This is a genomic window from Micromonospora sp. NPDC050695 (assembly GCF_040654415.1).
Lineage (GTDB): Bacteria > Actinomycetota > Actinomycetes > Mycobacteriales > Micromonosporaceae > Micromonospora.
The window spans coordinates 235,736-258,259 of sequence record NZ_JBFAHZ010000001.1; the positions used below are offsets into that span (position 1 = coordinate 235,736).

Annotated in this window: 19 protein-coding genes, 3 tRNA genes and 2 pseudogenes; 14 read left to right on the top strand and 10 right to left on the bottom strand. The window is 68.5% G+C overall.

What is annotated here, in order from left to right:
- Positions 1 to 7 precede the first annotated feature (7 nt).
- Positions 8 to 1,276: a glycosyltransferase 87 family protein gene (locus tag AB0H52_RS01170; RefSeq protein WP_151489016.1), complete on the bottom strand. Its 1,269-nt coding sequence runs from the start codon at positions 1,274 to 1,276 to the stop codon at positions 8 to 10.
- A gap of 66 nt (positions 1,277 to 1,342) precedes the next feature.
- Here AB0H52_RS01170 and orn point away from each other — a divergent pair, with 66 nt between their 5' ends.
- On the top strand, positions 1,343 to 1,939 hold the full coding sequence (orn, locus tag AB0H52_RS01175; RefSeq protein ID WP_151489017.1) for an oligoribonuclease: 597 nt from the start codon (positions 1,343 to 1,345) through the stop codon (positions 1,937 to 1,939).
- Positions 1,940 to 2,044: 105 nt separating this feature from the next.
- Positions 2,045 to 2,120: transfer RNA gene (locus tag AB0H52_RS01180), tRNA-His, on the top strand.
- A 97-nt stretch (positions 2,121 to 2,217) separates the two neighbouring features.
- Here the strand turns inward: AB0H52_RS01180 and AB0H52_RS01185 are convergent.
- Together AB0H52_RS01185 and AB0H52_RS01190 are read right to left on the bottom strand one after the other, a co-directional pair.
- Positions 2,218 to 3,507: an Ig-like domain-containing protein gene (locus AB0H52_RS01185; protein ID WP_357944411.1), complete on the bottom strand. Its 1,290-nt coding sequence runs from the start codon at positions 3,505 to 3,507 to the stop codon at positions 2,218 to 2,220.
- A gap of 252 nt (positions 3,508 to 3,759) precedes the next feature.
- Entirely contained in the window at positions 3,760 to 5,028 is a 1,269-nt protein-coding gene (locus AB0H52_RS01190; protein ID WP_357944414.1) for an Ig-like domain-containing protein, read from the bottom strand.
- A 187-nt stretch (positions 5,029 to 5,215) separates the two neighbouring features.
- Between AB0H52_RS01190 and AB0H52_RS01195 the strand changes: the two genes are divergently transcribed.
- Positions 5,216 to 5,291 (top strand) — tRNA-Lys (locus tag AB0H52_RS01195).
- 115 nt (positions 5,292 to 5,406) lie between these two features.
- Here the strand turns inward: AB0H52_RS01195 and AB0H52_RS01200 are convergent.
- From AB0H52_RS01200 to AB0H52_RS01210, 3 genes are all read right to left on the bottom strand, one after another.
- Positions 5,407 to 8,529, bottom strand: coding sequence for a hypothetical protein (locus AB0H52_RS01200; RefSeq protein WP_357944417.1), 3,123 nt, complete (start codon positions 8,527 to 8,529; stop codon positions 5,407 to 5,409).
- A gap of 119 nt (positions 8,530 to 8,648) precedes the next feature.
- The gene (mctP, locus tag AB0H52_RS01205; RefSeq protein ID WP_151489049.1) at positions 8,649 to 10,313 is read right to left on the bottom strand and encodes a monocarboxylate uptake permease MctP; all 1,665 of its coding nucleotides are present in this window, start codon (positions 10,311 to 10,313) and stop codon (positions 8,649 to 8,651) included.
- A complete protein-coding gene (locus AB0H52_RS01210; protein WP_151489021.1) occupies positions 10,313 to 10,570 on the bottom strand; it encodes a DUF3311 domain-containing protein in 258 nt (85 codons plus the stop codon). The genes mctP and AB0H52_RS01210 overlap by 1 nt, the downstream gene beginning before the upstream one ends.
- Positions 10,571 to 11,272: 702 nt before the next feature.
- Here AB0H52_RS01210 and AB0H52_RS01215 point away from each other — a divergent pair.
- Positions 11,273 to 13,963 carry a ricin-type beta-trefoil lectin domain protein gene (locus tag AB0H52_RS01215; RefSeq protein WP_357944420.1) on the top strand — a complete coding sequence of 897 codons (2,691 nt, stop codon included), beginning with the start codon at positions 11,273 to 11,275 and terminating at the stop codon, positions 13,961 to 13,963.
- A 45-nt stretch (positions 13,964 to 14,008) separates the two neighbouring features.
- Here the strand turns inward: AB0H52_RS01215 and AB0H52_RS01220 are convergent, their stop codons facing one another.
- Positions 14,009 to 15,196 carry a DUF1996 domain-containing protein gene (locus AB0H52_RS01220; RefSeq protein ID WP_357944423.1) on the bottom strand — a complete coding sequence of 396 codons (1,188 nt, stop codon included), beginning with the start codon at positions 15,194 to 15,196 and terminating at the stop codon, positions 14,009 to 14,011.
- 167 nt (positions 15,197 to 15,363) lie between these two features.
- Between AB0H52_RS01220 and AB0H52_RS01225 the strand changes: the two genes are divergently transcribed.
- The 3 genes from AB0H52_RS01225 (at position 15,364) to AB0H52_RS01235 (ending at position 16,240) form a co-directional block, all read left to right on the top strand.
- Entirely contained in the window at positions 15,364 to 15,660 is a 297-nt protein-coding gene (locus tag AB0H52_RS01225) for a DUF6582 domain-containing protein (protein ID WP_151489024.1), read from the top strand.
- 40 nt (positions 15,661 to 15,700) lie between these two features.
- Positions 15,701 to 15,776 (top strand) — tRNA-Lys (locus AB0H52_RS01230).
- 167 nt (positions 15,777 to 15,943) lie between these two features.
- Positions 15,944 to 16,240 carry a DUF4326 domain-containing protein gene (locus AB0H52_RS01235; RefSeq protein ID WP_192580191.1) on the top strand — a complete coding sequence of 99 codons (297 nt, stop codon included), beginning with the start codon at positions 15,944 to 15,946 and terminating at the stop codon, positions 16,238 to 16,240.
- Here the strand turns inward: AB0H52_RS01235 and AB0H52_RS01240 are convergent.
- Positions 16,230 to 17,114: a hypothetical protein gene (locus AB0H52_RS01240; protein ID WP_151489026.1), complete on the bottom strand. Its 885-nt coding sequence runs from the start codon at positions 17,112 to 17,114 to the stop codon at positions 16,230 to 16,232. The genes AB0H52_RS01235 and AB0H52_RS01240 overlap by 11 nt on opposite strands.
- Before the next feature lie 162 nt (positions 17,115 to 17,276).
- Between AB0H52_RS01240 and AB0H52_RS01245 the strand changes: the two genes are divergently transcribed.
- Positions 17,277 to 17,957, top strand: coding sequence for a YdcF family protein (locus tag AB0H52_RS01245; protein ID WP_192580192.1), 681 nt, complete (start codon positions 17,277 to 17,279; stop codon positions 17,955 to 17,957).
- Positions 17,958 to 17,963: 6 nt separating this feature from the next.
- Here AB0H52_RS01245 and AB0H52_RS01250 read toward each other — a convergent pair whose 3' ends face one another.
- Positions 17,964 to 19,190, bottom strand: a complete 1,227-nt coding sequence (locus AB0H52_RS01250; protein ID WP_192580193.1) for a helix-turn-helix transcriptional regulator — start codon at positions 19,188 to 19,190, stop codon at positions 17,964 to 17,966.
- A gap of 370 nt (positions 19,191 to 19,560) precedes the next feature.
- Between AB0H52_RS01250 and amcA the strand changes: the two genes are divergently transcribed.
- The 4 genes and pseudogenes from amcA to AB0H52_RS01270 form a co-directional block, all read left to right on the top strand.
- The gene (gene amcA / locus AB0H52_RS01255) at positions 19,561 to 19,725 is read left to right on the top strand and encodes a multiple cyclophane-containing RiPP AmcA (protein ID WP_192580194.1); all 165 of its coding nucleotides are present in this window, start codon (positions 19,561 to 19,563) and stop codon (positions 19,723 to 19,725) included.
- A complete protein-coding gene (locus AB0H52_RS01260; RefSeq protein WP_357944429.1) occupies positions 19,722 to 20,069 on the top strand; it encodes a hypothetical protein in 348 nt (115 codons plus the stop codon). Before amcA ends, AB0H52_RS01260 begins: the two co-directional genes overlap by 4 nt.
- Before the next feature lie 120 nt (positions 20,070 to 20,189).
- Positions 20,190 to 20,288: pseudogene (locus AB0H52_RS01265) on the top strand (pentapeptide repeat-containing protein); the annotation flags it as partial.
- 15 nt (positions 20,289 to 20,303) lie between these two features.
- Positions 20,304 to 20,462, top strand: a pseudogene (locus AB0H52_RS01270) (kinase); the annotation flags it as partial.
- 250 nt (positions 20,463 to 20,712) lie between these two features.
- Here the strand turns inward: AB0H52_RS01270 and AB0H52_RS01275 are convergent.
- Positions 20,713 to 21,465, bottom strand: a complete 753-nt coding sequence (locus AB0H52_RS01275) for a hypothetical protein (RefSeq protein ID WP_225854252.1) — start codon at positions 21,463 to 21,465, stop codon at positions 20,713 to 20,715.
- A gap of 106 nt (positions 21,466 to 21,571) precedes the next feature.
- On the opposite strand from AB0H52_RS01275, the gene AB0H52_RS01280 reads away from it, so the two are divergent.
- Complete coding sequence (locus tag AB0H52_RS01280) at positions 21,572 to 21,958, top strand: hypothetical protein (protein ID WP_151489029.1); 387 nt, start codon at positions 21,572 to 21,574, stop codon at positions 21,956 to 21,958.
- On the top strand, positions 21,948 to 22,517 hold the full coding sequence (locus AB0H52_RS01285; RefSeq protein ID WP_357944432.1) for a kinase: 570 nt from the start codon (positions 21,948 to 21,950) through the stop codon (positions 22,515 to 22,517). The genes AB0H52_RS01280 and AB0H52_RS01285 overlap by 11 nt, the downstream gene beginning before the upstream one ends.
- The last annotated feature ends 7 nt before the right edge of the window (positions 22,518 to 22,524 follow it).

The following is a 22,524-nucleotide window of genomic DNA, read 5'->3' on the forward strand; positions in this document are numbered from 1 at the left end:
ATCGACGCTACTGGGGAAGTCTGTCCATTTGATACGACTTTTCCTCGACCTGGTCCGAGCGGACCGGCAGGGCCGCCAGCAGCAGCAGGCTCAGCAGCACGTACCCGTTGCGCAGCACGAAGTCCACCGGATCGTCGGTGCGGACCGGTGCCACACCCCAGTCGTGAAACGACACGACGCCGTAGATGATCAGGGCACCGGTGGCCACCGCGAGCGCGGCCAGCCACCGCCGCCAGCGGACCTCGTCCGGCCGGTCGGCGCGCAACGCCGCGTCGGCGAGCAGCACCACCGCCGGCACGAACCAGTAGATGTGGTGGGTCCAGGTGATCGGGCTGACCAGGGCGCCGACCAGGCCGGTCAGGGTCAGGCCGGTCAACGGATCCCCGGCCCGCGCGGCGCGGACCGCCCGCCACAGCCCGTAGCCGGCCACCACGGCGACCACCAGCAGCCAGAGCAGCCGGTCCGGCTTCTCCGGCGCGGTGAAGCGGCTGAGCAGCCCGAACAACGACTGGTTGCCGGTGTAGTCGGTCCGGCCCACCCGCTCGGTGGCCCACAGCTCGTGCGTCCAGAACCGCCACGAGTCCCGCGGAGCGACCGCCGCCGCGAGCAGGGTCGCCGCCGCGGCGGTCACACTCGCCACCGCCGCGGCCCGCCACCGCCGGGTGGCCAGCAGGTAGACGATGAAGATGCCGGGGAAGAGCTTGAGCGCCGTCGCCAGCCCCACACCGACGCCGGCCCAGCGCCGCGCCTGCGGTACGGCGAACAGCAGGTCGGCCAGGATCAGCACGACCAGCAGCATGTTGATCTGCCCGAAGGTGATCGTCTCCCGGGTGCTCTCCACCGCCAGCACCAGCAGCACGGCGACGGTGAGCGTGAACGCCCTCGGCAGGTCGTGCCGGGCGATCACCGGCGTCACCAGCCAGCGGGTCGTCAGCACCACGGCCAGCACGGTGAGCACCGTGAAGATCGTCACGGTGGCGCCGAGCCTCAGCAGCCCGAACGGCCACAGCAGCAGCGCGCTGAACGGCGGATAGGTGAAGTACAGCTCGCCCTGCACCCGGTCCGGCTGGACGTAGTCGTAGAGCGGGTTGCCGGCCGTCCACCAGTCCATCGCGGACATGTAGATCTTCAGGTCGAAGAAGTTGTGCACCAGCCCTGGTAGGTAGAGCGCCGGCAGCACGGCGATCAGGGCCACCACCGTGACCAACCGACGGACCGTACGGCCGCCGGGGTCGTCCTCGGTGACGGCGGGCGGTGCGACGGGTTCTGCTGGCACTCCGAAACCCTAGCGGTCCGCTCCGCCGACAGCGCGCAGCCGCGGGGCGTGGGCTGCGCGTAGGCTGTGCCGGTGGCTGAACTCCTCGTCTGGATCGACTGTGAGATGACCGGTTTGGACCTCGGCAGAGACAAACTGATCGAGGTCGCGGCACTCGTCACCGACCCCAACCTCAACGTGCTCGGCGACGGGGTCGACGTGGTGATCCACGCCGACGAGGCCGCGCTGGAGGCAATGCCGGAGGTCGTCCAGACGATGCACGCCAGGTCCGGCCTCACCGAGGAGGTCCGCCGCTCGGCGGTGACCCTGGCCGAGGCCGAGGACCTGGTGCTGGATTACGTGCGCACCTTCGTCAAGGATCCGCGTACGGCTCCGCTGTGCGGCAACTCGATCGCGACCGACCGGGGCTTCATCGCCCGGGACATGCCCCGCCTCGACGCGCACCTGCACTACCGCATGATCGACGTCTCCTCGATCAAGGAGCTGTGCCGCCGCTGGTACCCCCGGGTGTACTTCGGGCAGCCGCAGAAGGGCCTCGCGCACCGGGCGCTCGCCGACATCCGGGAGAGCATCCGCGAGTTGGAGTACTACCGGCGCACCATCTTCGTCCCGCTGCCGGGCCCCGACGTCGAGACCGCCAAGGGCATCGCCGCCGAACTCTGACCCCCCGTCCGCTGAGCCGGGAACCCGCTGGACGGCCCCGGCGGCGGTGTGGCTATTATTGGTCCGCACCCCGCCCGGGGCGATCGACCGGGTGACGGCGGCATGGTGGCTGTAGCTCAGTTGGCAGAGCACCGGGTTGTGGTCCCGGTTGTCGTGGGTTCAATTCCCATCAGTCACCCCAGCAAGACTCAGGCCCCCTCACGCGAGGGGGCCTGAGTCGTTTGCGGGGCTCACGCGAAAGCCCCCTCCGTGGAGGGGGCTTTCGTCGTCCGCGTTGCTCAGGCGGTCGGCGTCGGAGAGGGCGTGTCCGCCCCGTCCGGGGTCGGCGAGGCGTCCGGGTCGGCCGGCGGCTCGTACGGCAGGGCGCTGCCCTTGACGTACTCGTCCCAGCTCATGTTCCAGTCGGTCCAGCCGTTGCCGTTCTGGAGCCTGCGCTCGGTGCCCTTGACCATGATCGGGTCGCCGACCAGGGTGTTGTTGAACAACCACTCGCCGTTCGCCATCGACACGTTGACGCAGCCGTGGGAGGTGTTGACGCTGCCCTGTTGGCCATCGGACCAGGGCGCCGCATGGATGAACTCGCCGCCCCAGGTGAGGCGCTGCGCGAAGTCAATCTTGGTGCGGTAACCCTCCTCGGGGCCCATTTCCGCGTACGTGTCGAAGACCGTCTTGCGCAGCTTCTCGATCACGACCATCGTGCCGCTGGACGAGGGGGTGCTCTTCTTGCCCAGGCTGACCGGGATGGTCTTGATCGCCTTGCCGTCGCGGGTCACCGTCATCCGCTTGGTCTTGTTGTCCACCGTCATGATCAGCGATGGGCCGATCTTGATGTCCACCGCGAGGTCCGCGCGGCCGTAGTAGCCGTTGCCCATCGGTAGGCCACCGGTCTGCACGCGGTAGCGGACCGTGCTGTTCGCCTTCCAGAACTCCTTGGGCCGGTACCGGACCTCGGTCGGGCTGACCCAGTGCCAGATGCCCTCCTGGGCCGGCGTCGAGGTCACCGTCATCCGGCGTTGCACGTCGTCGCGGTAGTCCTGCGGAACGTCCCGGTCGAACTTCACGATCAGCGGCATCCCGACGCCGACGACCTGCTCGTCACCGAGGAAGCTGCTCACCCGGATCTGCTTGGCCGGCTTGGCCATGGTGGTGAAGGTGCTCGTCGCGGTGGCCGGGCGGCCGTCGTCCCCGGTAGCGGTCACGGTGGCGGTGTAGCTAGTGCCGTACGCCAACGCCCCGGCCGGGAGCCACGTCTTGCCGTCCTTGGCGAGGGTGCCCTCGACCGCCTTGCCGGCCGCGTCCTTGAGCTCGACCGAGGTCTCCTCGGCGTCCTTCGTGGTGAAGGTGATTCCGGTGGAGGCCGGCACGTCCTTGGCGTCGGCCGCCGGTTCGCTGATGGTCGCCGCCGCCTTGGGCGGCGGGCTCTCACCGCCGCCCTGCCACGAGGACGGCTTGCCGCCGTTGCCGTCGGTGCAGGCGGAGGTCACGGCCAGCGCCACGGCGAGAAGCCCCGCCGCGAGCACGCGGCGTCGCCCACGGGGTCGGATCAGCTGGTCCTGGCTAGCTCGCATGATGTCCTCACAGTCGTGGTCCCTGACCCATCGTCCCCTACTGACGCGCCGGAGCGGGCCCCGGTTGCCGAGGGTGAACCGGAACACGCCGACCAGGATGCCGGAATTTTGCTACTATCCGGCGTTTCGTGATTGGGGCTCGTCTTCGTGCCGAGGACTGAGGGGTCGCCGCCGCCGTCGTCGCGTCGCGGGCAGTGCAAGGGTACGCGCCGGCCCCCGCATTCGCGGGGGCCGGCGCGAGGACGCCGACGCTCAGAGCGCCGGGCCGGACCCACCCTTGGGCACCGGCAGCGCGCTGCCCTTCACGAACTCCGACCAGCTCAGACTCCACGCCGTCCAGCCGTTGCCGGCGGCGATCCTGCGCTCGGTGCCCTTGATCGTGATCGGGTCACCGATCCGCGTCTTGTCGAACAGCCACTCGGCGTTCGCCATCGACATGTTGACGCAGCCGTGCGACACGTTCTGCCGCCCCTGCACGTGGTCCGACCAGGGCGCGGCGTGGATGTACTCGCCGCCCCAGGTGAGCCGCTGGGCGAACTGGATGTCGGTGACGTAGCGGTTGGCTGGATTCGGATCGCTGCGGGTGTCGAAGACAGTGGCTTCCTTCTTGTCCATCACGATCAACGTGCCGCTCGACGACGGCGTGCTCTTCTTGCCCAGGCTCACCGGGATGCTGCGGACCAACGCGCCGTTCTCGTACACCGACATCTTCTTGGTGGCGTTGTCCACCTTCATCTCGAGCGAGCGGCCGATCTTCGCGGTGGCCTTGCGGTCGACGTCGCCGTACTTGCCGTTGCTCAGCGGTACCCCCGCCAGCGCGATCCGCACCGTGATGGTCGTACCGGGCTTCCAGTACTCCGGTGCCCGGTAGTACGCCTGCGTGCCGTTGTCCACCCAGTGCCAGGCGCCCGGCTGCGGCGGGTCGGTCTTGACGAACATCCGCTTCTGCACCGCCGCCCGGTCCTTCTTCGGGATGCCCGGGTGGAACTCGGTGACCACCGGCATGGCCACGCCATAGCTCTTGTCGTCGAACAGGTACAGGCCGGACCCGATGGTCGACTTCGGCTTGGCCATCGTGGTGAAGCTGCTGGTGCCCTGACTGCTGGTGCCGTCGGACGCGCTCGCCGTCAGGGTGGCCGTGTACTTCGTCCCGTACTTCAACGGAGCGGACGGCACCCAGGAGGAACCGTCGGTGCGCAGCTTGCCCTCCACCGCGCCCCCGCCGTCGGCCGTCAGCGTCACCGCGGACACCTTCGTGCCGTCCGGGAGCTTGGCGCTGATCTCCGTACTCACCGGCTTGTTCTTCGTGCCGTCGGCCGGGCTCAACGTGAGCGCCGGCCCGCTCGGCGTCGCCGACGTCGAGGGTGCCGCCGAGCCGGGCTCGGCGCCCGCGCTCGCGTCGGACGACGTGCCACCCACGAATTCCGGCTTCTTCTGCTCGTCGCCGCACCCGGTCAGTGCCAGCGACGCCGCCAGGGTCAGAGCGCCCACCACCGCCCCGGCTCGCCTGAACCGTGCCATCCCCACCTCTGTTCTCGCGTACCTGGCGGACATCGTGCCGTATCGGCGCCCAGACCCACGCTCCCGTCTTCCGCATCCTGGACGGTTTGTGGCTGTATGCCCGGTAAGCTCGACCGAAGGGGGGAGTCGGGTAACCGAATTGGAGCCCGGCTCAGCCGGGTGCTAATGTTCTCTCCGTTGCCGACGAGCGCCGCTAGCTCAACTGGCAGAGCAGCGGACTCTTAATCCGCGGGTTCGGGGTTCGAGTCCCTGGCGGCGCACCAACGAGCAAGGCCCTGACCTGGTGGTTCACACCGGCCGGGGCCTTTTTCGTGTACCCGGGCCCAGGGCGGTCGGCACGAGCGGTGCCGGCGCCCGGAGGCGCCGGCACCACGGGTGTCAGCTGGCGTGGGTCAGACGCGTGGTGATGCGCAGACCCATGAGGGTGTCGTTCATCCACGGCACCCGCTCGTGGTGCAGACCGGCGGTCATCTGGTCCGCCCAGACCTCGTACCGCTGCGTCAGCGCGGTGGCGCGGGACCGCGCGCTGGTGATCAGACAGTCGCCGAGGGGGTCACCGGGCAGGTTGGACGAGTCGACGGCGGGCTCGCAGGGCAGCTTGAGGCTGACCTGGTCGCGTAGCGGGCGGCTGGGGTCGGGTGCACACGGGGGCGGCCCGCAGAGCGTGTAGTTCCCACTCGCCCTGGCGTAGGCGTTGCCGATCTTGGCATCGGTCGGCATGTTCACCGGAATCTGGTACTGCCCGAACAGGTTCGCGGACAGCACGTCGTCCGAGTCGAGGGCGTTGGGCAGACCCAACCGGGTGTACGCCTGGAGCAGCCGCGCCGCCGTGTTCAGCTTCTTCAGCGCGGCGGGCACCGGCCCGCTCACCTGTGTGCTCAGGTCCCGGACCCGGTCGTACATGGACTTCTGCCGGGCCTGCAGGAAACCGCGCAGGGTCGGTGTCAGCGAGGCGTTGAGCGCCGTGTTGTCCACGGCGGTCGCGGCGCTCGCGAAGGTCCACCGCCCGGACGGCCACTTCTGGGTCAGCGCCTGCTCGGGCGGGGTCTCGCTGTCACAGTTGAACAGCTCGCAGTCGACCTGGTAGACCTGCTCGTCGGGCCAGGTGTAGTCGGCTGTCCGCGAGTTCTGCCAGGTCCCGGTCGAGTTCAGCCGGAACCGGCTGTGGATCTGCAACCGCAGCTTGCCGTAGTGGCGGATCACTCCGGTGCCGTAGCCCGTCGTACGCGTGTAGACCCAGCTCGGCGTGTAGCAGTACCCCACCTCCGGCAATTCCCGTACGCCCGCCGGCGGCTCGTCGAGGCGCGGCGTGTACGCGTAGTGGAGCGTCCGTACCACGTTCGACATCAGGTCGTAGCGGACGTTGCTGGGCCGGTCGATCTGCCTGGTGCCGCTGCACGACGGCACCATCGCCTCGTCGGCCTTCGCCGGTGCCGGAGCGAGCGGCTTGTCCTCGTCCCAGAACAGGTCGTAGTTCTTCGGCGTCCTCACCTGCACGCCGTTGGCGTCCGGCTCCCAGCGGACCTGGACCTCGTTGGTCCGGAAGGCGGCCAACGCGGTCGACAGCTCGTTGGTGGCGCCGACGTACTCGTCGACCAGCCCCGTGATCAGGCCGTTGGCGTTGCCGTTGACGGGTCGACCGAAGCTGGCCGCGAGGTCGGCGATGCGGGTGCCCTCCGCCTCGATCTGCGCCGCGCGGCCGGCGCTGACCTGGGCGGCGTACGTCGGGTTCTGCAGCATCACCATCGCGTACGCCTGCGCGCCGAGGTTCCACACCGTCGGGTTGCCGACCGGCGTGGACGGTTCGACCATCGACGGGTCACGGCCGCTGGCGATCCGGCCCAGGTAGTTGATCGACCGGGCCTCGCCGAAGCTGTTGAGCACGGTGGTCGGGTCGATCGCCGGGTTGTCGGCGTCGGTTTTGGGCACCACGAAGGCGGCGCCGCTGGCCAGCTGCGTGGCGGTCAGATGGAATTCGTTCTCCGGGCCGACGAACTCGTTGTACGTCGGGATCGGCTGACCGAAGTTCTCCAGGTAGCCGACGTACTTGTTGATGTCGGCGCGGGCGTCGTGCAGGGTGGCGTCGCCGATCGCGGCGAGAACGGTCGCGGCGATGTCCTCTAGCCGCAGACCGAGCTGGGCGACCTGCTGCTGGACGAGGGTGATCTGCGCGGTGTTGCCGGCGATGGCGGCGTTCAGCTTGTCGAACTGGGCCATCATGTTCGCGTACACCGTGTTGATCTGGGCCTCGACCCGCGCGAAGCTGGCGCGCATCTCGTCGCCGAGCGCCCGCACCTCGTCGCGCAGGGCCTTGACCTGGGCGAGGATCTGCGCGTCCAGCGACGGCGCGCTGCTGCCGAAGAGGCCGACGACGGACATCACGGCACCGAAGATGTTGCCGGTCATCGCCAACGTCGCGGTGCTGAAGATCGAGCCCGCCAGGCCACGGCCGGCGATCGCCGCCGCGTACGTGGAGATCGCGCTGATCGTGCTGAGGACCGCCTCCCCGATCACCTTGGACTTCTTGCCGGCGTCCGGGTCGGCGAACCCGATGATGGTGGACACCATGCCGACCCCGGCCTTGATGTCGGAGATGGTCTGCTGCCGGTCCTTGTTCCGATCCTCGGCGGCCTTCTTGGCCGCCGCGGTGCACTCGGCGCTCGGCGGACCCTCTGGCGGGCACTTGCGGTTGTTCTCGCCGATCTCGAGGCGGATCTCCAGGCTCAGGCCGAGCAGTTGCGCGTGCAGCGAGGCCAACTGCTGCTTCGCCGCCGCGACGTACGCCACCGAGTCGCCCTGCAACGCCAGGATCGCGTCGAGGTCCACGTGCGACAGCCCGGGATCCTGCTCAAGTTCCTCGTAGGTGCTGGTGACGTCCACCCCGAACGGCGCACCGAGTACGGCGTTCCAGGCGGTGGCGACCGGCGCGCTGGCTGCTCCCGCCTGTCGGAGGGCCGTCCACACCGCGGCGAGAGAGTCGTCGCGGCCGCGCAGCCACTGGGCGGTGCGCAGCGCTCCGGATGCGAGTTCCTCGCGGGTGTCCCACGGTTCGACCGTCCTGCCGATCACGGACCCGACCAGGCCGGTGATCTCCGGTGCGGTCCGGGTGTCGCCGCCGGGGGTGCCGAGCAGGATGTCGACGGACCTGAGCAGCAGATCCTGTTCGGGTGCCAGGAGGTCGAACGCGGTCAGCGAGCTGTCGAGCAGCTGCTTGCGTGCGGTGAGCTGGGTCTGTGCCTGTTCGGCCGTGGCGTTCGGGTGCAGCCGGTGCCACTGGACGAACTCGGCCGACAGCGCGACGGCCTTGATCCGATCGGGTCCCTGGATGTGGATCTCGGCGACCTGACCGAAGGCCCGGTCGGTGAGCGCCGCCTGGGGGACGGGGACACCGACGGGGTCGGCCCACGCGGGTCCGCCGACCAGCACGCCTGCCGCCGTGACCGCGATCATCGCGACCACCGCGGTCCCGCGCCTCGCGCGCGGGGAGTGCATGATTGTCATGCCGCGAACGTATTGAGCGGCCTGAAAGCGTGCTGAAACCGCGCTGACGCGCAGGTCGACGCCCCCTGGCCGGGGCGATGGGGCACCCGTGCGGACGCCACGGGCACCCCATCGGTGGTTCAGACCTGGGGAGCAGGCTCGACCGTCACCTCGTCGCTGTCCTGGCGCGGTGCCGGGACGAGCTTCTCGTCGCCCTCGTCGGCGAAGTAGTCGCTGCGGCTGGTGCCGTCCGTGCCGTCGGGCACCCGGCCCGCCTTCAGCGCGAGCGTCGCCAGTGCGGCGACCGCCAGGTTGACCAGTACGGCGACGATGCCGACGTAGATCGTCTTCGGGGTGTCGAAGCCGAACTTCTCCAGCGGGAACGCCGACCCGCCGAAGTGCGCGCGCTTCGTCGCCGCGTTCGGGATCTGGTAGAGCATCCAGACGCCCAGGCCCATGCCGGCCACCCAGCCGGCGATGAGCGCGCCGCGGTGGAACCAGCGGGTGTAGAGGCCCAGCGCCACGGCCGGCAGCGTCTGCAGGATGATGACGCCGCCGATGAGCTGGAGGTCGATGGAGAACTGGGGGTCGAGGAAGACGATGCAGGCGACCGCGCCGACCTTCACCACCAGCGAGGCGACCTTGGAGACCTTCGCCTCCTGGGCCGCCGAGGCGTCCTTCTTCAGGTACTCCTTGTAGATGTTGCGGGTGAACAGGTTCGCCGCCGCGATCGACATGATCGCCGCCGGGACCAGCGCGCCGATGCCGATCGCCGCGTACGCCACGCCGGCGAACCAGTCCGGGAAGGTGTGGTCGAACAGCAGCGGTACGACGGTGTTGCTGTCGACCGTGCCCTCCTTGGCCCCGGGCAGCGGCTTCACCCCGGCCGCGATGGCCATGTAGCCGAGCAGCGCGATGAGCCCGAGCAGCAGGGTGTACGCGGGCAGCGCCGACATGTTCCGCTTGATCACGGCACGGCTGCGGCTGGCCAGGACGCCGGTCTGGGTGTGCGGGTAGAGAAACAGCGCGAGTGCCGAGCCCAGCGCCAGCGTCACGTACTGCAGTTGGTTGTTCTGGTTCAGCAGGATGCCGTCACCCGGCGCGGGCGTCGCCGCGAACTTGGCGTCCGCCGCGTCGAAGATCTTGCCCCAGCCGCCCAGCTTGTACGGCAGGTAGATCACCGCCACGAGGATGACGATGTAGATCAGGCTGTCCTTGACGAACGCGATCAACGCGGGCGCGCGCAGCCCCGACTGGTAGGTGTACGCGGCGAGGATGGCGAACGCGACGATGATCGGCAGGTGCCGGGCGACCGTGCTGTCGCCGGTGACGCCCATCGTCTTGAGCACCGCCTCGATGCCGACCAGCTGCAACGCGATGTACGGCATGGTCGCGGCGATACCGGTGATCGCGATGATCAGCGCCAGGGTCGGCGAGCCGAACCGGGTCCGGACGAAGTCGGCCGGCGTGACGAACCCGTGCCGGTGCGACACCGACCAGAGCCGGAGCAGCACCAGGAAGACCAACGGGTAGACGATGATCGTGTACGGCACGGCGAAGAACCCCGCCGCACCGGCACCGAACAGCAGTGCCGGCACCGCCACGAAGGTGTACGCCGTGTAGACGTCGCCGCCGACCAGGAACCAGGTGATCCAGCCGCCGAAGGTGCGCCCACCCAGACCCCACTCGTCGAGATGGGCCATGTCCTTCGGGGCCCGCCACCGCGCCGCCAGGAAGCCCATCCCGCTGACCAGCAGGAAGAGCACCGTGAAGACGATGATCTCGGTGAGGTGATCCCGCCACATCACGACGTCACCGCCCGCACCCTGGTCATCCGGTAGACAACGCTCGTGGTGGCCACACCGAGCACGATGAAGGCCAACTGGAGCCAGTAGTAGGCGGGAAAGCCGAACAGGCGGGGCGAGTCCATGTTGAACAGTGCGGGGACCAGCGGCACCACGATCGGGAGGAAGAGCAGCCAGTTCCAGGGGCTGCGGTCGGTCGCCTCGCGCGACGGCGGCGCGGCGCCGGGTGGCTCCGGTGTCACGGGCGGTTCACTCATGATGGCATCTCGTTTCGTCGAAGCGTGGTGACGGGATTCGTCACGCAACAATGGGGAAATGTGCACCGGCCGAACGTCGAGTCCCAGCCCGGAGAGAGATTTTAAACAGGCGGCCGGCGGTGTCACCGGCATTGCGACGACGGTCACGAGAAGTCTATTCGGGAGGACTCCGGCGCTGGTCAGGTGGCCTGTGCTCGGCACTGGACGGACACTTTAATGCAGTACCTGTCAACACCTCGGTAAGAAATGAAGCGGCAATTCAGTAATCCGGACAGGCGTCGCCGAGGTGGCCCGGGCGGCCGGCACCCACGACGTGTACCTGGTGCTCGACTCCCCGCTGCGACTGGCGACCTTCACCGTCCGATGAGGAGGGCCGGGCCGGGGCGGGGGTCGCGCCCCGGCCCGGTGTCGTGCCCGGCGTCAGCACATTCATCCGACGACCGATCGGCCGGGCACCGCCGCGATGGGTGATTCACGCAATACGTCCACATAAATACATAGACGTCCTACGATCGATGGTTGCATTCATCACACGTGTGACCTACGCTTCGGGAAGATTTCGAGGCGATTAACAAGAGAGTGCGGTTGGGCGACGACAAGCCCCGCCGACCGAGATGGTGTCGCTGTTTCCGTACTCATCGCTCGATACGCACGGGATCCCCTGTCGACGGCACCTGAGAGGAACAGTCCGTGAGGTCAATCGTGTCGACCGCTCGAACGGCACTGCTGGCGGTGGCGGCTCTCGTCGCCGCCACGGTGCCGGCCGTGCTGGCCAATCAGCTGCCGGCCTCGGCAGCGGTGCAGGCGACCTACTACGTCGCCCCCGACGGTAATGACACCAACGCCGGCACGCTGGCGTCCCCGTTCCGGACGATCCAACGCGCGCGCGACGTCGTTCGCACGATGAACGCGAGCATGACCGGCGACATCAACGTGTATCTGCGCGGCGGCACCTACCCGGTCGGCAGCACCATCGAGTTCGGTGCCAGCGACTCCGGCTACAACGGCTTCCGGGTCAGCTACGCCGCCTACAACGGTGAGACGCCGGTCCTCGACGGCGGTGTGCAGGTCACCGGATGGACCCAGCACAGCGGCAACATCTGGAAGGCCCCGCTGGACCGCGCCAACAAGCTGCGGGCGCTCTACGTCAATGACAAGCGCGCGTACATGGCGTCGAAGACGGTCAGCTCGGCGGGCTGTTACGGGACGTACACCATCACCGCCAGTCAGGCCTCGTGGGCGTGGGAGTCGGGGTCGCAGTGTGACGGCGCCAAATACAACCTGAACGACTTTCCCGCCATCGCCCGCAACCACGACGACATCGAGATCGAGACGGGCACCACCTGGACCACGGCGATAGTGGGCGTCCGGCAGGTGACCACGAGTTCCGACGGCGCGAACCGGGTCGCCCTGTTCCAGCAGCCGGGCGCGGCCATCGCCCAGGGCGCGTTCAACGGCAACGCCCAGGTCGGCGGCACCCACAAGCTGATGAACGCCTACGAGTTCCTGGACACCCCCGGTGAGTTCTACTTCGACAAGAGCAGCCGGACGGTCTACTACTACAAGGCCAGCAGCGAGAACATGGCGACCGCGACGGTCTACGCGCCGAACAACGTGACCACCGTGCTGCGCGTCGCCGGCACCTCGACGAGCAACCACGCCCGCAACATCACGTTCTCCGGCCTGACGGTGCGGCACTCCGACTGGAACCTGTTCACCGTCGCCGGCTCGTCCTTCAAGCAGGCGCAGCAGGGCAACCTCGGCGCCCAGGTGTACGCCAAGGGCAACTTCCACGTCTACTTCTACCGCAACGTCGACGTCACTCCCGGCATCGTCCAGCTGCAGAACGCCGACGGGATCCTCCTGCACCGCAACCGGATCCAGCACACCGGCGCGGACGGGATCAACATGGTCAACGACGTGCAGGGCTCGCAGTTGATCGGCAACCACACCAGTGACATCGCCGGGTCCGCCATCACCGTGGGGCATCCCCAGCACGTCTTCATCGGAGACGGCACGTCGACAAACAACGAGAAGTACTCCGCCCAGGTCGAGGGGCTGCCGAAGAACATCGACATCAGGAACAACTACCTCTACGACAGCGCGGTGCTGTTCAACGGGCACAGCCCGATCTCGGCGTACTTCGCCGACACCCTCACCATCCAGCGCAACCGGATCGAGAAGGCCCCGTGGTCGGGCATCACCCTCGGCTGGGGCTGGTGGAACTTCGACGGGTCGTCGGGTTCGATCACACCGAACCGGCCGACCACCACGGCCCGGAACAACACCATCAGCTACAACCACATCATCGACACGGTGCAGCGCCTGAGCGACACGGCACCGATCTACACCCTCGGCGCTCAGCCCGGTACGACGATCACCAACAACTACCTCCAGGGCGTGCCCTCCGGTCACAAGTACGGGCTGCACCCGGATGAGGGATCGGCGTTCATGACGTTCCGGGACAACGTCCTGAGCATCGACAAGAACGTCACCTGGATGATCAATTCCGACGACTTCGGCCGGAAGCACGATCTGACCATCACGCAGATCTACGGCCCGATCAACAAGGTCTCGAACAAGAACCTGCCGAACAGCACGATCGGCGACATCCTGGTCTCCTCCGACTACGTCTGGCCGGCGACGGCGTACGGCATCGCGGTGAACTCCGGCCTGGAGGACGCCTACCGGGACATCATCCCGGCGAGCACCTTCTCCGCGCCGAACTACGTCCTGCCGGCCAGCACGTTCGTCGCCAGCGCCACGGCATCGATCCCGATCCGGAGCACCGGCGATGCCACCAGGTCGGTGTGGCTGGCGCCCTCCGGCACCACCACCTTCACCGCCGGGCCGACGATGACCAGGGCGGGTGGCACCGCCACGTCCATCGCCGTGCCGACCAACCAGGGGGAGTACCGGCTGTTCGTCGTCGACGCCCAGGGCAACCGGTCGGCGGAGTCGACCTCGATCGTCCGGCAGCAGCAGGGCGGCGGCAGCGGTACCGGGAGCGGGCAGCTCGTCGGCGGCCAGTCCGGCCGCTGTGCGGACGTGCCCAACTCCACCACCACCAACGGCACCCAGGTGCAGCTCTACGACTGCTCCGGTGGCACGAACCAGCGGTGGACCCACACCAGCAGCAGGCAGCTGACCGTGTACGGCAACAAGTGCCTGGACGCCTCCGGGGCGGGTACGGCAAACGGCACCGCGGTCATCATCTGGGACTGCCACGGCGGTCTGAACCAGCAGTGGAACGTCAACGCCAACGGCACCCTGACGAACGCCCAGTCCGGGCTCTGCCTCGACGCCAACGGCGCCGCCACCGCCAACGGCACGAAGCTCATCCTGTGGAGCTGCAACGGAGGCACCAACCAGCAGTGGACGTTGCGTAGCTGAGCACCACCGGAACGCGGGGCCAGGCCGACACGGGCCTGGCCCCGGCTATTTCTGGTAGCCGTAGTTGTCGCAGGTCCGGCGTCCCAGGACACAGTTCTTGGTGCGCTTGTTCATGGTGTTGACGTCCCACATGACGAAGGCGTCGCCGTGCATCGACGAGGCGCTCTTGCCCTCCTTGTCGGAGGAGAGGTAGTAGCCCGCCGGGGTGCCCTTGGCCGGGTACTGGATGTCGAAGGTGATCGCCGGGATCCGCACCGGGTGGCTGGTCGGGCAGGAGTTGCCGCTGCCGTACGCCACATGGTCCTTGTGGTTGGGGCTGTCCAGGTGCGTGCCGTCCCAGCAGTCGGGGAACTGCAGCATGAAGTGCAGCGTCGCGTCGCCCCCGCAGATCGGCCAGTTGCCGTTGGTGCTGCGGGCGACGCCGTCGAGGTCGCCGGGGCCGTAGAAGGCGCAGTAGAACTGGCCGGTCGCGCCACGCGGTGTCGGCTTCTTCTTCTTGGCGTCACCGGAGATCATGCGCAGGCCGTTGGGCATCGGCATCTGGCCGGTCGAGTTCTTCGCGAGCGAGCGGTAGTAGACCCGGAAACCCGTGGTCTCGACCGGCTTCCCGGTCGCGTTGTCGTAGAGGGTGGGCACCCAGTAGGCGGAGTGATCCTGGACCGGCTTGCAGGACGTGGCCGTGAACGTGGTCAGGTCCCCGGCGACGGTGTTCGCGTCGACGGCCCTGTTGCCGACGAACGAGTGCATGTGTGAGGCGCCCGGGAGGCCGGGAGCGACGATCGGGTCGTCCGGCAGCCGGTGGCTGTACTGGCAGTCCGCCCGGAACTCCGGGAGGTTGCCGACGCCGGCCGGGGCGGGGTCGATCTTCAACGCCCGGTACGCGTCGGCCTGCGCCTTCCAGGCCGTACTGTCGACGGGAACCCAGCCGGTCCTGGGGGTTGTCGGTGTGGCAGCGGTCGGCGTCGCGCCGGTCGATGGTGTCGTGGAGACCGACGGTGTCGCGGCGGCCGACACCGCCGCTCCGGGCGACTGAGCCTGCCCGGCCGACGGCGATGGGTATTCGAGGGCGCTGGCCGCGTTCGACGGCTCGGGCTGCGCCGCGCCGTTGCCCAGGTACACGGCCCCGGCCGCGACGACGAGCACGACAGCCGCGCCCGCGGCCACGCTCAGCTTCTTGCGGGCGAGCCACCCCGGGGAACGATGACGTGACGGCGGCGGGCCTTCGTACGACACGGGTCACTCCCACAGAGCAGACGACAGGCTGACCCGAACGGTCACGGCCGCCGTATGGTAGACGCTCGCCGCCCGCGCGAGACAGGTCTTTAAACCTCCCTTAAAGAACCCGGCCCGACCTCGGGGTCCGGTGGTGCGACCGGACGACAAGTGGGTAATGGTGGACGATGAAGTCAACCTGGAAGCCCCACGAGAAGCACGGCGGCCTGACCGACAAGGACAAGCGCGAGCTGCCGGAGACCGTCTTCGCGTTTCCCGGTAAACGCAAGGAGCCGATGACCGACGCGGGCCACGTCCGCAACGCCATCGCCCGCTTCGACCAGGTGCAGGGCGTCACCGACAAGGACCGCGACCTGGCCTTCCAGAACATCCTCGCCGCCGCGGCGCACTACGGCGTCGAGGTCGCGGAGACGAACTGGCACCAACTCGGTCGACTGCCGCACACGCCGAACCCCGCGCACTGAGCGATCCGAGGCGTGTTAGCGTGCTCGTCGTTGTCAGCGAGCGCCGCTAGCTCAACTGGCAGAGCAGCGGACTCTTAATCCGCGGGTTCGGGGTTCGAGTCCCTGGCGGCGCACCAACGATCAAGGCCCTGACCTGGTGGTTCACACCCGGGTGGGGGCCTTTTTCGCGTACGCCGGGTGGGTCGCTCGGCGCGAGTTCGGAAGCGGTTGGACCGGGCTGGCGTTGCTGGGGCATCCGCTGCGCTTCGTCGAGCATTCAGTCGTTGGTGATTACGCTGGTGGCGTGGGGGGACAGCTGCGGGTTCGCGTGCAGGGGGACCTCTATCACCCGGTGGTGCCGCCCGGTGCCGTGTATGTGGGGCGGCAGGGCTTCGGGTTGCGGCGTTCTCCCTGGGCCAATCCGTTCAGCCTGCGAAAGCATGATCGGGCGGAGGCGTTACGCCTCTATCGGCAGTGGCTTGTGGGGCAGCCGGCCCTGGTTGACCGGGCGCGTCGAGAGCTCACGGGGAAGCAGTTGGCGTGCTGGTGCCGCGTCGAGGATGCGTGTCATGCCGACGTGCTGGCCGACATCATCGGTTGAGGTGCAGTCGGCGTCCAGCAACTGGGCGCCTCGGTGCGTAGACACCGCCGATGCTGAAGGACTGGGGTCTTGCCGCTTGGTTGCCTACAAAGAAGGCAACGTCGCGGTCAGCGGCGCTGAGCTGGTTGAGGAACTTGTTTCTCAGATGCTCAGCAGCCTCCGCGTCGCTGAGCTGGTTCAGACGGCGTTGTAGGGCGACGAACTCCCAGTCCCAGAGTGTCTGCCGGTGACCGCGGCAATGACGGTCTGCGCATCGGTAGCGGTAGGCGCCGGTGAAGCGTGGTGCTTGAAGTGGGCCGCGCTTGGCCGGTTCCAGCAGGTCGAGCTGGTTGAAATACGCGGCGATCTTCTTGCGATCCTCCGCCGACCAGCCGGGATGCCGCCTGACCTGAAGCGCCGAGATGTCGACCACGCGAATCAGCGCGATCGATCGTGCGCTCCGGTCGTCGCGGGCCTGTTTGTTGAGCCGGCACATGGAGTCTTCGACGAGCGGATCGAGGAGGTTTCGACGCGCCTGCCGACTGGCAAGGTGCCGCTCGGTGGTGATGGTGTCCACGATCGGTTTCCAGCTCTCGCGCCGCTGGTCTTGCCTGGCTGGCAGTGCCTCGACGTGGATGATGTCGTACTTGTGGAACGTGCCGTCGTCGTCGAGGTCTCGGTAGTGGAACGGGTAGAGGCGGATCCAACCGGTCCAGGGCGGGTCCATGCCCAGTGCCCCCACGCAGACCGTCTCCCCGTACCGCGCGGAGAGGTTGGGTGCCGCCTTCACTGTGATCAGGAGGCGGAGTTTTGCTGGTCGTGCCAGGACCGGCTTCGGTCTCGGATCTTCGTCGGTGCTCAGTCCCCACAACGGAAGCTGTTCCAACGGCACCACCCACGTCGCAGAGTGCGGCTACCAGGACACACTTAGTTACATAGACAGTTTCACATCTGAGGGGATTGGGCGCTAGCCGGTAGGGCGAGGGTCCACCTCTCAGCCTCCGCCGTTGCCCTACGCTGGCGCCATGAGGGAACCCAGCGCGGACCGGACTGGTAGGTGCTGATGAACCGGCGTGCGGCGGCACCTGCCGAGGTGATCCCTGACGCGATCCGGGCGGACGTGGAGAGGCTGTGGCGCTACCACGACCTGCACCACGAGTTGCGCCCGTGCACCGTGGGAATCGGGCTGGGAAGTCATGACCTCGGCGTCGCGGTCATCGCGACGCGACTGTTCCGCGAGGGCCTGTTCCCAAGGATCGTGTTCACCGGCGCGAACGCCCCGACGACCGTCGAACGGTTTCCTAGGGGAGAAGCGGTGCACTACCGCGAGTACGCGATCGAGCAGGGCGTACCCGCGGAAGCAATTCTCGTGGAGCCGCGTGCCACGAACACCGCTCAAAACCTGGAGTACTCGCGTCAGATCCTGACTGAACACCGGATCCCGGTGCAGTCGGTGCTGATCATGTCGCGGCCCTACCAGCAGCGTCGGGCCTACGCCACGTGCAGGCTGATGTGGCCGGAGGTTGATGTGGTGTGCGCGTCGAACCCCCTCGAACTAAACGACTACGTGCGCAGCATCGGCGACCCGCGGCGGGTGGTGGACATGCTGGTCGGCGACACGCAGCGGATCGAGGTGTACGCCGAGCGCGGCTTCGCGATCCCGCAGGAGATGCCGGACGAGGTACGGGCGGCGTTTGAGCGCCTGGTGGCGGCTGGCTACACGAGCCGGCTGATCTGAGTTCAGTTACCAGCGCGGCCCTCCCGACCGGACGCCCATCCGGTCGCTGAGTTCGACGGCCAGTCGGGGCGGCCGAGGGCGGGTGAGGATATCCCGAACGAGGTCGCGGGAGAGCTGGTGGTAGCGCACCTGGTCAGCGCCGATGATCTCTGCGTTCAGGAGCGCGGCGAGCGCGTCGTCGATGCGGTTCCACCGGGCAAGGGCTCGGGCGGTTTCGATGGCGTGTCGAACCTGCCGCTCGACGGGCACGGTGCTGGTGTCGAGTGGGGCGCCGATGGCGATGGCGCGTTGCACGTCGCCGAGTTCCATCGCCACGGTCGTCTTGTGGATCGACACGTTGGTCGGCCCGAACGCGGTCCACACGTGGTTGCCGTCGGCACCGAGTCTCTGTGCGGCGGCGTCGGCCTCGGCGATGTGGGTGTCGGCGGAGGCGCGGTCGTCGTCTCGGGCTGCGGCCAGCGCGCAGACGAGGTGCAGGCTGCCGTAGACCGACAGCAGCTGCGGAGTGGGTTTGGCGAGCCGTGGTTCCAGGAACTGCGCCGCCGTGGCGGCGAGGCCACGAGCCTGCGCATATTCGCCAATGGACGCCAGCGAGTGCGCGGCGGAGCGGCTGAGCGAGCCGATGACGACGTGGTCGTGGCTGGCGTTGGCGGCGGCCAGTCCACGGCTGGCGGCGGTCCACGCGAGGTCACCTTCGCCGAGCTTGGTGAGGAACAACGCGGCGAGCTGGTGGGCGTAGGCGGTCATCGCGTGCGCTCGCTGGCCATCGTCTCCGTCGTACGCCTCGGTGGCGGTGAGGCAGTCGTGGATGAGGTAGGGCAGCCGGCGGGCGAGGGTGCCGTATCGCGAGTGTTGGTAGGCGGTCCAGATCTCGGCGACGTCGTTCTCGATCTCGCGCAGGGCGGGGGCCTCGACGTCCCCCGTGCTGGCCAGCGTCGGCGCGAGGTGACGATAGTCGTGAAGCGCGGCCCGCAAGGCCGGGATGGTCTCGCGCCCTGATTCGTCCGACCACTCGAACAGGCTCGGTGCACCGATCAGGTCGCCGAGGGACACGTCGAGGGCTTTGGCGATCGCGCGTATGACCGACAGCCGATCGAGGTCTGCCCGGTTCGTCTCGACCTTGCGTAACCACTCCTGGGTCTTGCCAACCAGACCGGCCAGCACCTCCTGGGAGAGGCCTCGTCGACGTCGGTAGAAGGCGACGCGCTGGCCGATGGTCATGTCGTCCGTCATCCCTCGCACACCATCACCCTGCCCGCTGAAGGCCGCCGGACCCGGTACGGATTTTCCCGGTCCTCCGTACGGACCGCCCCTACGTTCAGTTCACCCCAGATCACCGGCGCGCGTCGATGCCGGTGTCAGGGATGACTAACAGGGAGCTGCAGATGGAGGGATCGATGAGCGGCGCACCACACCACGGATTGGGCCGCAGGCTCGGCCCGTCCTGGAACGAACTGTCTCGGTGTTCTCCCCGCCTGCGTACCGCCATGAGGGCTGCGTGGGTGGGTGATCGGCGGCCTGCTCCCAGCCGCCGTGATGCGGCGGCGGGCTCGCCCTTCCCCCGGCGAGCCCGCCGCCCATCGTTCCTGGTGGGGGTGGAGGCATGACGGTGTACGTCTCGCGTAACGCAATGGCCAGCCAGTCCCGGCGCCCCGAGCCCAGGTGGACGTCCTCACTGGGGCAGGTGCGGCGCGCTGATCCTCCGCTGCTCACCTTCGTGTGGCGTCGGCTGTTCGCGCAGCAGGCCCGCGAGGGTGGTCGCCGGTGACCGGGCAGCAGCGCCGTCTCGCGGCGAACCGGCTCGCGCCAGCCGAGGTGGAGCATCTGTCGATGCGCCCGCTGTGGCTGTGCCGCCGGTGCGGGCAGCCGTGGCCCTGCGGCGCGGCGAAGCTCGCGCTCCTGGCCGAGTACCGAGAAGTGCCGGTGAGTCTGTTCCTCTACTTGGCCGGCTGCCTGCACGACGCCATCGACGACCTGCACCGGCTGAACCCGAGCGTGACGGGCAGCGCCGCCGACATGTTCGACCGGTTCCTCGGCTGGCCCGCCCGCCACACCCACGCCTACCGCGTCAGTACCACCACGGCCGCCAGCATCGAAGAGGCCTCCTCGTGAACGGCATCGGCCTCATCAACGTCACCGGCCAGCCGGCGGTCGCACCTGGTGGCGTGCCCACCCCGCGCCCAGACTGGTTGAAGTCACATGCGCACCATCACGATCGGCGACGTGAAGGTCCTGGACAACTTGCGCGGCGTCACCCTCAGCGAGGACCAACTTTATGACCTCACCCAGTTGGCCGTCGCTGCGCTGGATCTCACCGTCCGCAACAGTTGAAGCCGAGGAGGCATCGTGCTTGCTGAACCCACTGGCAGCCCGGACACGATGCTCGTCTGCATCCGGGGCAACTCCGGCTTCGGCAAGAGCAGCATCGCCCGCAAACTACGACGCCGGCACGGCCGGGGCTACGCCCTGGTCGAGCAGGACTACCTGCGCCGCATTCTGCTGCGCGGCGCAGGGGCGGACATGGCCCAAGAGGCTAACCCTCACCCCGTCAACGGCTACCTTCGCTCTCGGTGAGAACGGGCACCGCACCGATCTCCCCAAGGCCACTCGTCTCGCTGCTGGTCCGTGCGGGCAGGCGTGCGCCACCGACGGCGACCACGGCAGGGGCGGCGCCGGGGGACATCTCGCCGGAACCTTTCCGCTCCGGCGGCGCCGGTGACTCGACCACGTGAGCGAGGGGCAGGTCGGGCCAGCTCTAGCGTGGCGGTGAGACGTACAGCCCGACCCGGCATCCCGTCTCGCCCGGCTCCAACCACCCGAGGTTGTACTCGGGTGACTCGATCGTTCCGGCGGGAGTCCGGACCAACAGGAGGCATTCCCGCTCGGCGGGTACGCCCACCGCGGCGACGAGCACGCCCTCGTGGGTGGCCGTGTCGACGGTGACGTACTGCGCGGGAAAGGCGGCCCGCACCGCGCCCGCGAGCGTGTCCGGTGTGGCGGTGCGCAGCGCCGCGCTGAGCCGGTCACGCGCGTCCGTGGGCAGCGCCGGGAACGGTGCCGCGCTGGGCACCGGCGGAGCGGCCCCCGACGGGCAGTCGATCTCCTGGTACGGCAGGTAGTGATGGAGTTCGAGCCGGTAGCGGTAGCACCGCGTGGCCTGGCCGGCGGAGTTGCCCAGGTCGCCGAAGGTAGCCCCGTCGGCTTGCGCCACCGTCACCGTGATCCGTACGTCGATGACGGCCTGCTCGTTGATGCCGGTTCGCCCCGACCTGGCGAATGCTTCGCGGCGGATGGTTGAGCTGTCGCCCTCCACCGCCTTGGGGACGTGGGTCGCGACGAGCCACTCGGCGTCCCGGACCCGGTCGCGAGTGAGATCATCATCGAGGCGCTTCGCCTCGGCCGCCGCGTGGTTTTCCGCCAGCGTGTCGCCGTCGCGCTGCTGCGCGCACCCGCTCAGCAGCAGACAGACCACCAACGGCAGCACGCTGATCCGGCGGGAGAGAGCCATGGCGTCGAGCATGCCGGCCAGCCAACACGGCGGGATGAGTGCTCGTACTCAATCTGGCACCTCCTGTGGCAGCATCGACGGTGCTGGCCTTTCTGCGGGAGGACGCATGGCGTTGGGACCTGTGCTGGTGGTCGGTCTCGATCCCGAGAGGATCCCGGGTTGGGATCCGGAGCCGGTCGTGGCCGCCATCGCGCGTGGTCAGGCCCGGTTCGGGGAGCACGGCATCGAGGCCGACCTGTGCCTGGTGGTGCCCGACGAGACCGCCGAGGCGGCCATCGTCGAGGCACTCACCAGGAAGGAGTACGCCTGCGTGGTGGTCGGCGGCGGCATCCGCAAGCACGAGCCGCTGCTCCCGCTCTTCGAGACCGTGGTCAACCTCGTCCGGCAGCATGCCCCCGGCGCGGCCATCGCCTTCAACAGCAGCCCGGAGGACACCGCCGACGCGGCACTACGATGGCTGCCGCAGGACGGAACGCGGCATCGTGACCGTTGACGCCGCCCCGACCGGCAGCCCGGACACGATTCTGGTCTGTGTCCGGGGCAACTCGGGCTCGGGCAAGAGCAGCATCGCTCGGGAGCTGCGGCTGCGGCATGGCCGGGGGTGTGCGCTGGTCGAGCAGGACTACCTGCGCCGCATCCTCCTGCGCGAGCGGGACCGGCCCGGCGGTGTGGCGCCGGCGCTGATCGGGCAGACCGTCCGGTTCGCGCTGGACCACGGCTACCACGTGGTGCTGGAGGGCATCCTGCACTCCAGCCGCTACCGGCCGATGCTGACGGCTCTGCGGGACGGCCACCGTGGACGGTCGCTGTTCTGCTACCTCGACGTGTCCCTGCCCGAAACCCTGCGCCGGCACCTCACCCGCCCGCAGGTCACCGAGTTCACCGCCGAATTCATGAGTGGGATCTATGCCGCCCACGACGTCCTGGGCTGGCCCGACGAACTCGTCCTACCGGAGAGCACCACCTTGGAGGGGGCCGTCGAGACCATCGCCACGACGGCGGGGTTACCGCAGACCGGACGGGTGGACGACGTGATCCCGATCCTCCCCTGAGCGCAGG